Raw genomic sequence first — 13,316 nt, forward strand, 5'->3', positions numbered from 1 at the left:
CCGGCGTACTGCTGCGTCACGACACACCTCCCGCCGGGGAGATTACACGGCGGCCCGGCCGAGAGCCCAGCTCAGTTTTACTGCGCGCCTTCTCACCGGCCAGGTCAGCGGGTGGTGAGCTGATCGGCCAGGGCGCGCAGGGCCAGCTCGTAGGAGCCCAGGCCGAAGCCCGCGATGGTGCCGGAGGCGATCGCGGCGATCACCGAGTTGTGCCGGAACTCCTCGCGCGCGTACGGGTTCGAGATGTGCACCTCGATCAGCGGCGCGGTGCGCTGGGCGGCCGCGTCGCGCAGCGCGTACGAGTAGTGGGTGAACGCGCCCGGGTTGATCACCACGGGCGTCTGCTCGTCGGCCGCCCAGTGCAGCCACTCGATCATCTGCTGCTCGGAGTTGGTCTCCTTGACCTCGACCTCGAAGCCGAGCTCCTTGCCGAGCGTGGTGCAGCGCTCGACCAGGCCCGCGTACGAGGTGGCACCGTAGACGTCCGGCTCGCGGCTGCCGAGCCGGCCGAGGTTGGGGCCGTTCAGCACCAGGACGCGGCTCACGAGGAGACCTCCGCGTAGGCCGCGACCAGCAACGACGGGTCCGGGCCCTCCAGCACCGAGGTCTTGGCCAGGCCGTCGAGCACGATGAAGCGCAGCAGGTCACCACGCGACTTCTTGTCGACCTTCATGGCGTCGAGCAACTTCGGCCAGGCGTCCGCCCGGTAGCTCAGCGGCAGGCCGACCGAGGCCAGCACGGCGCGGTGCCGGTCGGCCGTCTCGTCGTCCAACCGGCCCGCGAGCCGGCCGAGTTCGGCGGCGAAGACCATGCCGACCGAGACCGCCGCGCCGTGCCGCCACTTGTACCGCTCGTTGCGCTCGATCGCGTGGGCCAGGGTGTGGCCGTAGTTGAGGATCTCTCGCAGGCCCGACTCCTTGAGGTCGCCGGAGACCACGTCGGCCTTGACCTGGATGGCCCGCCGGATCAGCTCCACGGTGTGCGGGCCCGCCGGGGTCCTGGCGCCCTCCGGGTCGGCCTCCACCAGGTCGAGGATGACCGGATCGGCGATGAAACCGCACTTGATCACCTCGGCCAGGCCGGAGACGTAGTCGTGCTTGGGCACGGTCTCCAGGGTCGCCAGGTCGGCCAGCACGCCGGCCGGCGGGTGGAAGGCGCCGACCAGGTTCTTGCCCTCGGCGATGTTGATGCCGGTCTTGCCGCCGACCGCCGCGTCGACCATGCCGAGCAGCGTGGTGGGCATCGCGATCCAGCGCACGCCGCGCAGCCAGCTCGCGGCGACGAAACCGGCCAGGTCGGTGGTCGCGCCACCGCCCAGACCGATGATCACATCGGAGCGGGTGAAGCCGGTCTGCCCGAGCACCGACCAGCAGTAGGCGGCCACCTCGGCGCTCTTGGCGTCCTCGGCGTTCGGCACCTGGAGCGCGATCGCCTCGTAGCCCTCGCCGGCCAGGTCCTCGCGGATCGCCTCGCCGGTGGCCTCCAGCGCCTCGGGGTGGATGATCGCCACCCGCTTGGCCTGATTGCCGATCAACCCGCTGAGCTCGCCCAGCAGTTGATGCCCGATCAGCACGTCGTACGGGGCGTGGCCGGCCGCGCCGCCGACGTGGATGGTGACGGTGTCGGTGCTCATGCGTCCTTCGTTTCCAGACCGGATGTCGGATTCAGGGAGGTCAGTACCGCGTCCGCGACCTGCTCGGGGGTGAGCCCCTCGGTGGCGACCGCGGCGGCGGCCACCTCCAGGTAGAGCGGGCGGCGACGCTCCATCAGCTCGCGCCACTGCTGGCGCGGGTTGACCGCGAGCAGCGGGCGCGGGGCGTCCAGGCCGACCCGCTTGACGGCGTCGTGCAACGCCACCTCCAGGTAGACCACCGGGCGTCCGGCCAGCAGCGCCCGGGTGGCGTCGGCCATGACCGCACCGCCGCCGAGCGCGAGCACGCCGTCGTGGTCGGCCAGCGCGGTGGCGACCGCCGCGGCCTCCAGCGCGCGGAAGTGCGGCTCGCCGTCCTCGATGAAGATCTCCGGGATCGGCTTGCCCGCACGCTGCTCGATGTCGGCGTCGGTGTCCCGGAAGGCGCAGCCGAGCCGCTCGGCGAGCAGCCGGCCCACCGTGCTCTTGCCCGCACCGGGCGGGCCGACCAGGACGACCTTGGGACCGCTCATCGGACGATCAGGTGGTCGAGGTAGCCCTGGACGTTGCGCCGGGTCTCGCTCACGTGGTCGCCGCCGAACTTCTCGCTCACCGCGTCGGCCAGCACCAGCGCGACCATCGCCTCGGCGACGATGCCGGCGGCCGGCACCGCGCAGACGTCGGAGCGCTGGTGGTGCGCCTTGGCCTCCTCGCCGGTGCGCACGTCGATGGTGCGCAGCGCGCGCGGCACGGTGGCGATCGGCTTCATCGCGGCCCGCACCCGCAGCAGTTCACCGGTGGACAGCCCGCCCTCGGTGCCGCCGGAGCGGCCCGAGGCGCGCCTGACACCGTCCGGGGTCGGCACGATCTCGTCGTGCGCCTGCGAGCCGGGGATCCGGGCCAGCTCGAAGCCGTCGCCGACCTCGACGCCCTTGATCGCCTGGATGCCCATCAGCGCGGCGGCCAGTCGCGCGTCGAGGCGACGGTCCCAGTGCACGTGCGAGCCCAGGCCCACCGGCACGCCGTAGGCGAGCACCTCGACCACACCGCCGAGCGTGTCGCCGTCCTTGTGGGCCTGGTCGATCTCGGCGACCATCCGCTTGGCGGCGTCCGCGTCCAGGCAGCGCACCGGGTCCTCGTCGAGCCGGGCCTCGTCGGCGGGCAGCGGCAGGACGCCGCCCGGAGCCTTGGCGGCGCCCAGCTCCACCACGTGCGAGACGATCTCGATGCCGCAGGTCTCCTTCAGGAAGGAGCGGGCCACCACGCCGAGCGCGACCCGGGCGGCGGTCTCCCGGGCGCTGGCGCGCTCCAGGATCGGGCGGGCCTCGTCGATCGAGTACTTCTGCATGCCGGCCAGGTCGGCGTGGCCGGGCCGGGGGCGGGTGAGCGCCTCGTTGCGGGCCAGGCCGGCGAGGATCTCGGGGTCGACCGGGTCGGCCGACATCACCTGCTCCCACTTGGGCCACTCGGTGTTGCCGACCATGATCGCCACCGGGCTGCCCATGGTCTCGCCGTGCCGCACCCCGCCGAGGAAGGTGACCTCGTCCTGCTCGAACTTCATCCGGGCGCCGCGCCCGTAGCCGAGCCGGCGGCGGGCCAGCGCCTGCGCGACGGCGGCGGTGGTCACGGGCACGCCGGCGGGCAGGCCCTCCAGGGTGGCGACCAGGGCGGGGCCGTGCGACTCCCCCGCCGTGAGCCAGCGCAACGTACCCAACGGTGCTCCTTCGTCAGCGGTCCGGTCGCGGCACTCGCACCGCGCTCCCGGCCAGGGTTCGGTCTGCGGGCCCGCACCTGTCGAGCCCTGCTCCGATCCTTTCACGTTCGCGAACGCGAACGGGCCGCGGTCCGGGGAGCGGACAGTCGCGTCCCATCGCTGACCTGGCCTGTTCCACCCAGGCTTTCGAACCCTTGACCGGCTGGGGCACAATGGAAGGCGACCGCGGCACCGCGGCCACCGGACGAGACGCGCCGTACCCGGACCGACAAGACGACGCAACCCGGTAGGAGGGTGCCGCCATGGAGCAGCTCGTCCAGGTCCTCGGTTCGATTCTCATCCTGATCCCGTTCGCGCTGGCCCAGTGGGGCCGGCTGGACGCCCGGGCCCGCAGCTACCTGCTGCTCAACCTCTGCGGCTCGGCGATCCTGGCCACCCAGGCCGCGCTCACCGCCCAGTGGGGGTTCCTGCTGCTCGAAGGCGTCTGGGCGGTGGTCTCACTGACCGGGCTGATAGCCGTACTGCGCGGCCGCGCGCCGCGCTCGGCGCACTGACGGTCCGTCAACCCCGCTGTCCTGACGGACCGTCGACCGGCCGGGACGGTCAGGCCCGGGTCTGCGCCAGCGCCGCCTCGCCCGCCGCCCGCATCGCGGCCAGCGGGCCCGGGGTGACGCCGGTGAACCGCTCGCACTGCAGCACCGCCTGGTGGACCAGCAGGTCGAGACCGCCGAGCACGGTCGCCCCGCGCTCGGCGCAGGCGGCCGCCAGCGGCGTCGGCCAGGGGTGGTAGAGCACGTCGAACAGGGCACCGGGGGTGGCGGTCAGCCGCGCCGCGAAGGCATCGGTGGCGCCGACCGGCGTGGTGGCGATGGTCAGCGGGCCAGCCAGCGCCTCGGCGCCGTACTCCCAGTCGGCGGTGCGCACCGCCACCCCGAGCCGCTCGCCGAGTTCGCTCATCTCCCGCGCGCGCTGCGGACCGCGGACGTACACGGTCACCTCGCCCGCCCCCAGCCGGCCGAGCGCGGCCAGCGCGGACGCGGCGGTGGCGCCCGCCCCCAGCACGGCCGCCGCCGGCACCCGCTCGATGCCGCGCTCGCGCAACGCCGCGACCAGGCCCGGCACATCGGTGTTGTCCCCGGTGCGCCGCCCGTCCGCCTCGAACACCAGGGTGTTCACCGCGTCCACCGCCAGCGCCGTCGCGCTCACCTCGTCCAGCAGCGGGATCACCGCCCGCTTCAGCGGCATGGTCAGCGAGAACCCCGCCCAGCCGCCCGGTTCCAGGTCGGCGAGGAAGCCGGGCAGGCCGGCCTCGTCCACCTCGAAGCGGCCGTACTCCCAGCCGTCCAGGCCCAGCGCCCGGTAGGCCGCGTTGTGCAGCACCGGCGAGAGCGAGTGGGCGATCGGCGAGCCGAGCACGGCGGCACGGCGTGGCCGGTTGGTCATCACGGGGCCTCTTCAGGGCAGGTGCAGTTTCGGTGATCAGGCACGGCCGATCGGGCGCGACCGGTCAATTACAGGTCTGACGCGACGCGTTGTAGGTCTGACCGTGCTGGGTGCAGTAGTCCTTGACGTTCTTCTTGAAGTCGTCCCCCGAGGCGGAGAAGATCGTCTCGGTCGGGCTGACCGCGAGGAAGAACAGCCAGTTGCCCGGAGTCGGGTTGAGCACCGCCTGGATCGCGTCCGCGCCCGGGTTGGAGATCGGGGTCGGCGGCAGGCCCGGGTTGATGTAGGTGTTGTACTTGTTCGAGCCGTCGTTGATCTGCGCCTCGGTCAGCGTCTTGGAACCGACCGCGTACTGCAGCGTGGTGTCCATGCCCAGCGTGTGGTGCACGTCGGGCTGGTTGGCCAGGCGGTTCTGGATCACCCGGGCCATCTTGCCGAAGTCGGCGACGTTGTTGCCCTCGGCCTGCAGGATGCTCGCCTCGGTGATCACGTCGTACGCGTTCTTCAGGCCGATCGACGCGGCCGCGCTGTCCAGGTTGAGCTGGGAGTACTGGCTGAGCGCGTTGCTGACCATCTGCTTCAGCAGGTCCTCCGGCTTCATGCCCGGGGCGACCGAGTACTTGGTCGGCCACAGGAAGCCCTCAGGGTTGTTGCCCGTGTAGGCGGGCAGACCCAGGTTGGCCGCGTTCGCCTTCTCCGCGGCGGCGGTGCTGCCCGGGGCGAGCTTCAGCTTGGTGTCGATCATCGCGTAGATGTCCGAGGCCTTCTTGCCCTCGGGGATGATCAGCGAATCGCCACCGGCCTCGCTGATCATCAGCGCCACGGCCGAGTCGCCGGACATCTCCTTCTGCATGTCGTAGTAGCCCGGCTGGATCGGCTTGTTCGCCTTGGTGTAGGCGTTGTTGAAGGCGCCGGTGCTCTTCACCACGTCCGCGTCCTTCAGCACCTGCGCCATCTGGCTGGCCGAGGCTCCGTCCGGGATCTGGATCTGCACCTTGCCGGTGCCGGCGCCCTTGAAGTCCGCCGGCGGCCCGAAGGTGCGCTGGTAGAAGCCGTAGCCCCACCAGCCGGCACCGCCCATGCCGCCGAGCAGTACCAGGGCCACCAGCAGGCAGGCGCCGCCGTTGCGGCGGCCGGTCTTCTTGCCCTTCGCCTTGCGCTTGGCCAGGGCCTCGTCGCTGGTGTCCTCCGCGCCGAGGAAGGAGTCGTGCTGCTCCTCGCCGTCGGCGTAGTCGTCCTCGGCGTGCTCCGGGTACTCGCCGTCCTCGGCGAACTCGCCTTCGGCGTACTCGGCCTCGTCGTACTCGCCGTCCTCGGCGTAGTGCTCCTCGGCGCCCGGCTCGGCGGGCGCGTCCAGGGCGGCGGCCGCGGCCTCCCAGTCGATACCGTCGGGACCGGGACCGGCCGGCTGCTGCTGCCGGACCTGCTGCTGCGGGAACTGCTGCTGGCCAGCCTGCTGCTGCGGAGCCTGCTGCTGGACGAATCGCGGCTGCCCGAACTGCTGCTGAGCGGCCTGCTGTTGCTGAGCGCCCTGTTGCTGCGGGAACTGCTGTTGCTGAGCGCCCTGTTGCTGCGGGAACTGCTGCTGCGGAGCCTGCTGCTGGGGAACCTGCTGCTGCGGGACCTGCTGCTGGTAGCCGCCGCCCTGCTGCGGATACCCCTGCGGCTGGGCGTACCCGTTCTGCTGCGGATAGCCGCCCTGCTGCGGGTACTGCTGGTAGCCCTGCTGCTGCGGCAACTGCGGCTGTTGCTGCTGCCACTGCTGCTGCGCGTACGGATCCATCGGCACGTACGTCTGCTGCTGGCCGTACTGCTCCTGGCCCTGCACCGGGTACTGGTGCCCCTGCCCGTACGGATCCTGCGGGAGGTACTCCTGGTCGCCCGGGGAGGCGGCCCGCTGCGGCTGCTCACCGTAGCCGGGCTCGGCGGGGTGCCACGGCTGGGAGCCGTAGCCCCGACCCAGTTCAGTCATCGATTCCCTTAGGCCGACGGAGACGGACGGTTGATCGGACCGACCGTCCGGGACGGCGTCCCGGCAGTATCTCGAACCGGCGTGCTAAGCGCAGCGCCTGGGGGGAGACGTTACCGTACCGCACGGTACTCCCCCCGCCCCTCATCCTCGCGCTGCGTGCCCGATCGGCGTGGTCAGCGACCGCTCACGCCGAGTGAGTCGCCGGGAGAACCACTGGGTGAGCCACCGTGCTTGGCCTGGTAGGCGTTGAACTCGTCGACGTTCTTGCGGTGCTGCTGCTCACTGTCAGTGAACCTGGTGTCCCCCGGGCGGACTGTGACGAAGTAGATCCAGTCCCCGGGCGAGGGCTGCAGGGCCGCGTGCAGCGCGTCGTGCCCGGGGTTGTCGATCGGGGTGGGCGGCAGACCGGGCGCCCGGTAGGTGTTGAACGGCGAGTCCAGCTGGGTGTCGGTGACCGAGGTGTGCAGCGTGCTGCGGCCCAGCGCGTAGTTGATGGTGGAGTCCAGTTGCAGTGGCATCGAACGGGCCAGCCGGTTGTAGATCACCCGGGCCACCTTCGCCATGTCGTCCGGGTTGTCCGACTCCCCCTGCACCAGGCTGGCCAGCACCAGCGCCTGATAGGGCGTCAGCCCGCCGACCACCGGGTGGTCCAGGCCCTCGGCCATGTACTCGCCGGTGCCGCGCTTGATCATCTCCTGGAGCAGGCCGAGCGCGGTGGTGTCCTTGGTCACGCTGTAGGTGGAGGGGAAGAGCAGGCCCTCGATGTTGCCGCCCGCGTAGTCGGGCAGGTTCAGCTCGCTCAGGTGCTGCGCGGCGGTCTGCTGCGCCGTGCCGGCCGGCAAGCTGAGCCGCTGATCGATCGCGGCGTAGACCTGGCCGGCCCGGAAGCCCTCCGGGATGGTCAGCGCATTGGCGTTGGCCGGGTCGTCGAGCACCCCGAACGCGGCGTAGGAGGACATCCGGTGGCGCAGCGCGTAGGTGCCGGGCTGGATCCGGCCGGCGTTGTCACCGGCGGTCGAGATGAACGCCTGCACGCTGGCCACCACGCCGTTCTGCTGCAGCAGCCTGCCGATCTGGGTGAGGCTGGCGCCCTGCGGGACGGAGACCTCCAGCACGGTGCCGGTGCCGCCGCCCGCGTAGTCGGCCGGCCTGGTGGGGGCGGTCCGATCGAGGAGCGCGCCGGCGACCAGCAGCGCACCCCCGGCCAGCAGCCCGAGCAGCAGCAGGCTCAGCCCGAGGGCCAGGCCGGTGCGGTCGGGCCCGGTGGGCGGCGGCTGGTCCGCGGTGTCGAAGGTCCAGCCGAACGCGCCGGTGACCGGCTCACCCTCGTGGTGGTCCGCCGGGCTCACGGCCTGCGGCGGCAGCGGTTGCGGCGGCGGCTCCTGTGCCGGAGCTCCGAGATGGCCCGGCGTCAGGCCGGGCAGCGCGTCCTGGTCCATCGCGTCGCCCCTGGTGTCGGCCTACCCACATGCGATGGGGGCTCGTCCGGACGCGTCCGGACGAGCCCCTGATCACACGGTAGGACCGGCTGATCAGCCGACCGGCACGACACTCTCGCCTGGCGCCCGACCGCTCACTCGTTCGGCCTCCAGGGCGCTCTGCAGGATCACCACGGCGGCGGCCTGGTCGATCGCCGCCCGGCCCTTCTTGGCCTTCACGCCGGAGGCACGCATGCCCTGGGCCGCGGTGACCGTGGTCATCCGCTCGTCCACCAGCCGGACCGGCACCGGGGCGAGCAGCGCGGCGAGCCGGCCCGCGTAGCCGCGGACCTTCTCGGCCGCCGGGCCCTCCTTGCCGCTGAGCGAGCGCGGCAGGCCGACCACCACCTCGATCGCCTCGTACTCCTCGACGATCGCCTTGAGCCGCGCCTGGGAGCGGCCCCCGGCGGGGACCGTCTCCACGGGCGTGGCGATCAGCCCGTCGGGGTCGCAGGAGGCGACCCCGATCCGCGCGTCACCGACGTCGACGGCGATCCGCCGACCCCGGCGCCAGGGCTTCGGCTCCTCGGCCTGCGAGGAGTGCGGCAGCTGAGGCTCCATCAGGCGGTGCGCTCCGCGACCAGGGCGCGGACGGCCTCGATGGCCTCGCCGACGGCGGCCGGGTTGCTGCCGCCGCCCTGGGCCACGTCGTCCTTGCCGCCACCGCCACCGCCGAGCGTCTTGGCGGCGGTGCGGACCAGCTCACCGGCCTTGACGCCGCGCGCGCGGGCCTCCTCGTTGGTGGCGATCACGGTCAACGGACGGTCGTTCACCACCGTGAAGGCCGCGACCACGGCCGGACGCGAGCCCAACCGGTTGCGCACATCCAGGACCAGCTTGCGCAGCTCGTCCGCGCCGACACCGTCGGCGACCCGGGCCGCGACCAGTGCCACGCCCCGCACGTCCTCGGCCGCGTCGGCCAGACCCGCCGCAGCGGCCAGCACCTTCTCCGCGCGGAACCGCTCGATCTCCTTCTCGGCGTCCTTCAGCTTGCCGAGCATCACGGAGATCTTCTCCGGCAGCTCCTCCGGACGACCCTTGACCAGCTCGGTCAGCTGCGCCACCACCGTGTGCTCGCGCGCCAGGAACTTGTAGGCGTCCACGCCGACCAGCGCCTCCACCCGGCGCACCCCCGAGCCGATCGAGGACTCGCCGAGCAGCTTCACCAGACCCAGCTGGGCGGTGTTGCCGACATGCGTGCCACCGCACAGCTCCTTGGAGAAGTCGCCGATGGTCACCACCCGCACCGAGTCGCCGTACTTCTCGCCGAACATCGCGATCGCACCCTGCTTGCGGGCCTGATCCATCGTCATCACCTCGGCGGTGACGTCGAGTTCACGCGTCAGCACCTCGTTGATCCGCTGCTCGACATCCACCAGCACGCTGCCGGGCACCGCGGCGGGCGAGCCGAAGTCGAACCGGAACCGGCCCGGCGCGTTCTCCGAGCCGGCCTGCGCGGCCGTGGGACCCAGCGCGTCACGCAGCGCCTGGTGGGTCAGGTGGGTGGCGCTGTGCGCACGGGAGACAGCCCGACGGCGGTCGATGTCGATGGTGGCGTACGCCGAGGCGCCCAGCACCACCTCGCCGAAGAGCACGCCGCCGGAGTGCACGATCACCCCGGGCACCGGCTGCTGCACGTCGCGGATCTCCACCACGGCACCGGAGTCCAGCCGGATCCGGCCGTGGTCGGCGAGCTGGCCACCGCCCTCGGCGTAGAACGGGGTGCGGTCCAGGACCAGTTCGACCTCGTCGCCCTCGGTGGCGGCCGGCGCCGGCACGCCGTCCACCAGCAGGCCCACCACGGTGGCCTCGCCCTCGGTGGCGCTGTAGCCGGTGAAGACGGAGGCGCCGGCCTTGTCCGCCACCTCGCGGTAGGCCTTGACGTCCGCGTGGCCCATCTTCTTGGCCTTGGCGTCGGCCTTGGCCTTGTCCCGCTGCTCCTGCATCAGGCGGCGGAAGCCCGCCTCGTCCACCGCGAGGCCCTGCTCCTCAGCCATCTCCAGGGTGAGGTCGATCGGGAAGCCGTAGGTGTCGTGCAGCTTGAACGCCTGCTCGCCGCTGAGCGCGGCGTGCCCGGCCTGCTTGGTCTCCGCGACGGCGGTGTCCAGCAGTTGGGTGCCGGTGCGCAGGGTCTGCAGGAAGGAGACCTCCTCGGCGACGGCGACCGTGTCGATCCGCTTCTGCTCGGTCGCCAGCTCCGGGTACTGCGGGGCCATCGCCTTGATGGTGATGTCCACCAGCTCCTTGGCCACCGGCTCGGTGGCGCCCAGCAGGCGCATGTTGCGGATCGCGCGGCGCAGGATCCGGCGCAGCACGTAGCCGCGGCCCTCGTTGCCCGGGGTCACGCCGTCGCCGATCAGCATCACGGCGGTGCGGATGTGGTCGGTGACCACGCGCAGCGAGATGTCGGCCTTGTGGTCGGCGCCGTAGCGGTGGCCGGTCAGCTCGGCGGCCCGGTCCAGGATCAGCCGGCTGGTGTCGATCTCGAAGAGGTTGTCGACGTCCTGCAGGATCGCGGCGAGCCGCTCCAGGCCCAGGCCCGTGTCGATGTTCTTGCTCGGCAGGTCGCCGAGGATCTCGAAACCGTCCTTGCCGTCGCCGTGGCCGCGCTCGTACTGCATGAAGACCAGGTTCCAGATCTCCATGTACCGCTCGCCGTTGACGGCCGGACCGCCCTCCTCGCCGTAGGCGGGGCCGCGGTCGTAGTTGATCTCCGAGCACGGACCGCACGGACCCGGCACGCCCATCGACCAGAAGTTGTCCTTCATGCCCAGCCGCTGGATCCGCTCGGCCGGCACGCCGACCACCTCGCGCCAGATCTGCTCGGCCTCGTCGTCGTCCAGGTAGACGGTGATCCAGACCTTCTCCGGGTCGAGCCCGTAGCCGCCGTCCGCCACGGAGCTGGTGAGCAGCTCCCAGGCGAACTTGATGGCGCCTTCCTTGAAGTAGTCGCCGAAGGAGAAGTTGCCGCACATCTGGAAGAAGGAGCCGTGCCGGGTGGTCTTGCCGACCTCCTCGATGTCCAGCGTGCGCACGCACTTCTGCACGCTGGTGGCGCGGCTGAACGGAGGCTTGACCTCGCCCAGGAAGTACGGCTTGAACGGCACCATGCCCGCGTTGACCAGCAGCAGGGTGGGGTCGTCGGCGACCAGGGACGCCGACGGGACGACGGTGTGTCCGCGCTCCTCGTAGAAGCGCAGCCAGCGGCGGCGGATCTCTGCCGACTCCATGAGTGGTCCTTCCGGTTAAGGGTGCTGACCCCGGCGCTGATCGAGCTGGCGGGGTGTTGAGGCGATGACGTGGGGGGTGATGACGCGCGACGGGGGCAGGGCGGCGACCGGGGGTTGTCCAGGCGCCGCCTTGATAGCTCGGCCCGCGCCACCGGCGCGCGCGCGCCGGGCGGGCGGCTCGACCACCGCGGTGCCGTCCAGCCCGAGGTCGGCCCGCAGCTGCTCCTCGCGCTCGGCCATGCCGGCCCGCACGTCCAGCGCGAACCGCTTGGCCGTGTCGCCCAGGTGCAGCGCACCGCGCGCGGCGGCGCCTGACAGGCTGTCAGGGGTGAGTCGGCGGGTCGCCTCGTTCGCCTTGTTCATGGCCCAGACGGCGGCGCCGGCGCCGACCGTCATCCAGAAGATGCGTCGTACCACGGTGCATCAGCCCTTCACGGCTCGCCGGACCCGGGACAGCAGGCCGCCCCTGGGGGCGGTGGCGGCCCGCACCTCGGCGCGGATCAGCTGCGCCAGCGCCTCGCGCTCGCTGCCCTGCTGAGGGAGCGTCACGGTGTTCTGCTGGCGGTTGACGGCCTTGCGCACGCCGTAGCTGAACGCCGCCAGCTTGACCAGCGGCCCGCCCAGGGTGGCCGCCACGGTGGAGGAGAGCGCGTTCGCGTTGGCGGCGGCGTCCTGCACGTTGGCGGTGATGTCGTCGACCCGCTCCAGCTGCTCGTGCGCGCTGCGCACGGCGGCACTGGCGTCGGAGAGCAGCGGAACGGCCTGCTCGGTGACGGCCGAGACCAGCACCGTGGCCTCGCGCAGCACCTTGGACAGGCGCACCAGGACGACGGCGAGCAGGGTGACCAGCACGGTCCAGCCCACGGCAACCAGCAGGCCGGCCAGCTCTCCCACGGACACCGCGTGCTCCCTTCACTCCTCGGAGTGGAAACCCTATCGCGCCACGCGGCCTGATTCCGACCGGATAACGCCTGGCCGCGCGGCCGGCCGGGAGAAAACGGACGGGAACGCGTGGAGCCCCCACGGCCCGAAGGCCGTGGGGGCTCCACAGATCCGATACCGGGGTACCGGACTCGCGGGTCAGCGCGAGTAGTACTCGACGACCAGCTGCTCGTCGCAGATCACGGGGACCTCACGACGCTGCGGCTCGCGGTCCAGGCGGAAGGCCAGCGCCTTGAGGTTGACCTCGAGGTACTTCGGGGTCTGGCCCTCGCCCGCGTAGCCACCCTCACGGGCGACCTGGAACGGAACCTTCTCCTTGGACTTCGTCTTGACCGTGACGACGTAGCCCGGCTTCATCTGGAACGACGGCTTGTTGACCTTGCCGCCGTTGACCTCGATGTGGCCGTGCACGACCATCTGACGGGCCTGGTAGATGGTGCGGGCAATGCCCGAACGCAGCACCAGGGCGTCGAGACGGGTCTCGAGCTGCGCGATGAGGGCCTCACCGGTCTTGCCGGAGACCTTCTTCGCGCGGTCGAACGCGCGCGCCATCTGCTTCTCGCTCAGGTCGTACTGGGCGCGCAGACGCTGCTTCTCGAGCAGACGGACCTTGTAGTCCGAGTTCTGCTTGCGGCCACGGCCGTGCTGGCCGGGCGGGTACGGGCGGGCCTCGAAGTACTTGACGGACTTCGGGGTCAGCGGCACGCCAAGGGCACGCGCGATCTTGACCTTGGGACGCTTCTGGTTCGCCATGGAACCATTACCTCTTTCAGTGTGCGAATACGGCTTCACCAGGTGTTGACGGAGGTCGCCTCTCGCGGTCCGGAGAAAAACCACCACAGGGGTGATCAGCCGCTCTCCGAGGCCGGGCACTGACGTGCATGCACACGCACCCGCTGGGGGTACG

General features: G+C 71.6%; 13 protein-coding genes and 1 riboswitch. Of the genes, 1 reads left to right on the top strand and 12 read right to left on the bottom strand.

All coding sequences use genetic code 11. From position 1 onward, the window contains the following. Nucleotides 1-104: 104 nt before the first annotated feature. The 4 genes from aroQ to aroC are packed head-to-tail and all read right to left on the bottom strand — an operon-like array spanning nt 105 to nt 3,344. Nucleotides 105-545 (bottom strand): type II 3-dehydroquinate dehydratase, encoded by a 441-nt coding sequence (gene aroQ / locus ABH937_RS28525; protein WP_370219967.1) that lies wholly within the window; start codon nt 543-545, stop codon nt 105-107. Next, the gene (gene aroB / locus ABH937_RS28530; RefSeq protein ID WP_280694570.1) at nt 542-1,633 is read right to left on the bottom strand and encodes a 3-dehydroquinate synthase; all 1,092 of its coding nucleotides are present in this window, start codon (nt 1,631-1,633) and stop codon (nt 542-544) included. Before aroB ends, aroQ begins: the two co-directional genes overlap by 4 nt. Further along, nucleotides 1,630-2,163: a shikimate kinase gene (locus ABH937_RS28535; RefSeq protein WP_280694569.1), complete on the bottom strand. Its 534-nt coding sequence runs from the start codon at nt 2,161-2,163 to the stop codon at nt 1,630-1,632. The genes aroB and ABH937_RS28535 overlap by 4 nt, the downstream gene beginning before the upstream one ends. Then, a complete protein-coding gene (aroC, locus tag ABH937_RS28540) occupies nt 2,160-3,344 on the bottom strand; it encodes a chorismate synthase (protein WP_280694568.1) in 1,185 nt (394 codons plus the stop codon). The genes ABH937_RS28535 and aroC overlap by 4 nt, the downstream gene beginning before the upstream one ends. Before the next feature lie 218 nt (nt 3,345-3,562). Continuing rightward, a riboswitch (guanidine-III (ykkC-III) riboswitch) is annotated at nt 3,563-3,627 on the top strand. 19 nt (nt 3,628-3,646) lie between these two features. On the opposite strand from aroC, the gene ABH937_RS28545 reads away from it, so the two are divergent. Next, nucleotides 3,647-3,898 (top strand): hypothetical protein, encoded by a 252-nt coding sequence (locus ABH937_RS28545; RefSeq protein ID WP_280694567.1) that lies wholly within the window; start codon nt 3,647-3,649, stop codon nt 3,896-3,898. Nucleotides 3,899-3,947: 49 nt separating this feature from the next. Here ABH937_RS28545 and ABH937_RS28550 read toward each other — a convergent pair whose 3' ends face one another. The 8 genes from ABH937_RS28550 to rpsD form a co-directional block, all read right to left on the bottom strand. Next, the gene (locus tag ABH937_RS28550) at nt 3,948-4,787 is read right to left on the bottom strand and encodes a shikimate dehydrogenase (RefSeq protein ID WP_280694566.1); all 840 of its coding nucleotides are present in this window, start codon (nt 4,785-4,787) and stop codon (nt 3,948-3,950) included. A 64-nt stretch (nt 4,788-4,851) separates the two neighbouring features. Further along, complete coding sequence (mltG, locus tag ABH937_RS28555; protein WP_370219968.1) at nt 4,852-6,759, bottom strand: endolytic transglycosylase MltG; 1,908 nt, start codon at nt 6,757-6,759, stop codon at nt 4,852-4,854. 173 nt (nt 6,760-6,932) lie between these two features. Further along, nucleotides 6,933-8,198 carry an endolytic transglycosylase MltG gene (gene mltG / locus ABH937_RS28560; RefSeq protein WP_280694564.1) on the bottom strand — a complete coding sequence of 422 codons (1,266 nt, stop codon included), beginning with the start codon at nt 8,196-8,198 and terminating at the stop codon, nt 6,933-6,935. Between the two features lie 93 nt (nt 8,199-8,291). Further along, nucleotides 8,292-8,798: a Holliday junction resolvase RuvX gene (gene ruvX, locus ABH937_RS28565; RefSeq protein WP_280694563.1), complete on the bottom strand. Its 507-nt coding sequence runs from the start codon at nt 8,796-8,798 to the stop codon at nt 8,292-8,294. After that, the gene (gene alaS, locus ABH937_RS28570) at nt 8,798-11,467 is read right to left on the bottom strand and encodes an alanine--tRNA ligase (protein WP_370146900.1); all 2,670 of its coding nucleotides are present in this window, start codon (nt 11,465-11,467) and stop codon (nt 8,798-8,800) included. Before alaS ends, ruvX begins: the two co-directional genes overlap by 1 nt. Nucleotides 11,468-11,482: 15 nt before the next feature. Then, nucleotides 11,483-11,884, bottom strand: a complete 402-nt coding sequence (locus ABH937_RS28575) for a DUF6167 family protein (protein ID WP_280694786.1) — start codon at nt 11,882-11,884, stop codon at nt 11,483-11,485. Between the two features lie 6 nt (nt 11,885-11,890). Beyond that, entirely contained in the window at nt 11,891-12,367 is a 477-nt protein-coding gene (locus tag ABH937_RS28580; protein ID WP_280694785.1) for a DUF948 domain-containing protein, read from the bottom strand. A gap of 180 nt (nt 12,368-12,547) precedes the next feature. Next, nucleotides 12,548-13,162 carry a 30S ribosomal protein S4 gene (gene rpsD / locus ABH937_RS28585; RefSeq protein ID WP_280694784.1) on the bottom strand — a complete coding sequence of 205 codons (615 nt, stop codon included), beginning with the start codon at nt 13,160-13,162 and terminating at the stop codon, nt 12,548-12,550. Nucleotides 13,163-13,316: the final 154 nt, after the last annotated feature.

Origin of the sequence: Kitasatospora sp. GAS1066B (assembly GCF_041262605.1) — a bacterium.
Lineage (GTDB): Bacteria > Actinomycetota > Actinomycetes > Streptomycetales > Streptomycetaceae > Kitasatospora.

What these genes read in the sequence shown, in the direction of transcription:
- ABH937_RS28550 (WP_280694566.1), bottom strand. Translation starts at nt 4,787, where the DNA reads ATGACCAACCGGCCACGCCGTGCCGCCGTGCTCGGCTCGCCGATCGCC.
- ruvX (WP_280694563.1), bottom strand. Translation starts at nt 8,798, where the DNA reads ATGGAGCCTCAGCTGCCGCACTCCTCGCAGGCCGAGGAGCCGAAGCCC.
- alaS (WP_370146900.1), bottom strand. Translation starts at nt 11,467, where the DNA reads ATGGAGTCGGCAGAGATCCGCCGCCGCTGGCTGCGCTTCTACGAGGAG.
- rpsD (WP_280694784.1), bottom strand. Translation starts at nt 13,162, where the DNA reads ATGGCGAACCAGAAGCGTCCCAAGGTCAAGATCGCGCGTGCCCTTGGC.
- ABH937_RS28545 (WP_280694567.1), top strand. Translation starts at nt 3,647, where the DNA reads ATGGAGCAGCTCGTCCAGGTCCTCGGTTCGATTCTCATCCTGATCCCG.
- ABH937_RS28535 (WP_280694569.1), bottom strand. Translation starts at nt 2,163, where the DNA reads ATGAGCGGTCCCAAGGTCGTCCTGGTCGGCCCGCCCGGTGCGGGCAAG.
- aroB (WP_280694570.1), bottom strand. Translation starts at nt 1,633, where the DNA reads ATGAGCACCGACACCGTCACCATCCACGTCGGCGGCGCGGCCGGCCAC.
- mltG (WP_280694564.1), bottom strand. Translation starts at nt 8,198, where the DNA reads ATGGACCAGGACGCGCTGCCCGGCCTGACGCCGGGCCATCTCGGAGCT.
- mltG (WP_370219968.1), bottom strand. Translation starts at nt 6,759, where the DNA reads ATGACTGAACTGGGTCGGGGCTACGGCTCCCAGCCGTGGCACCCCGCC.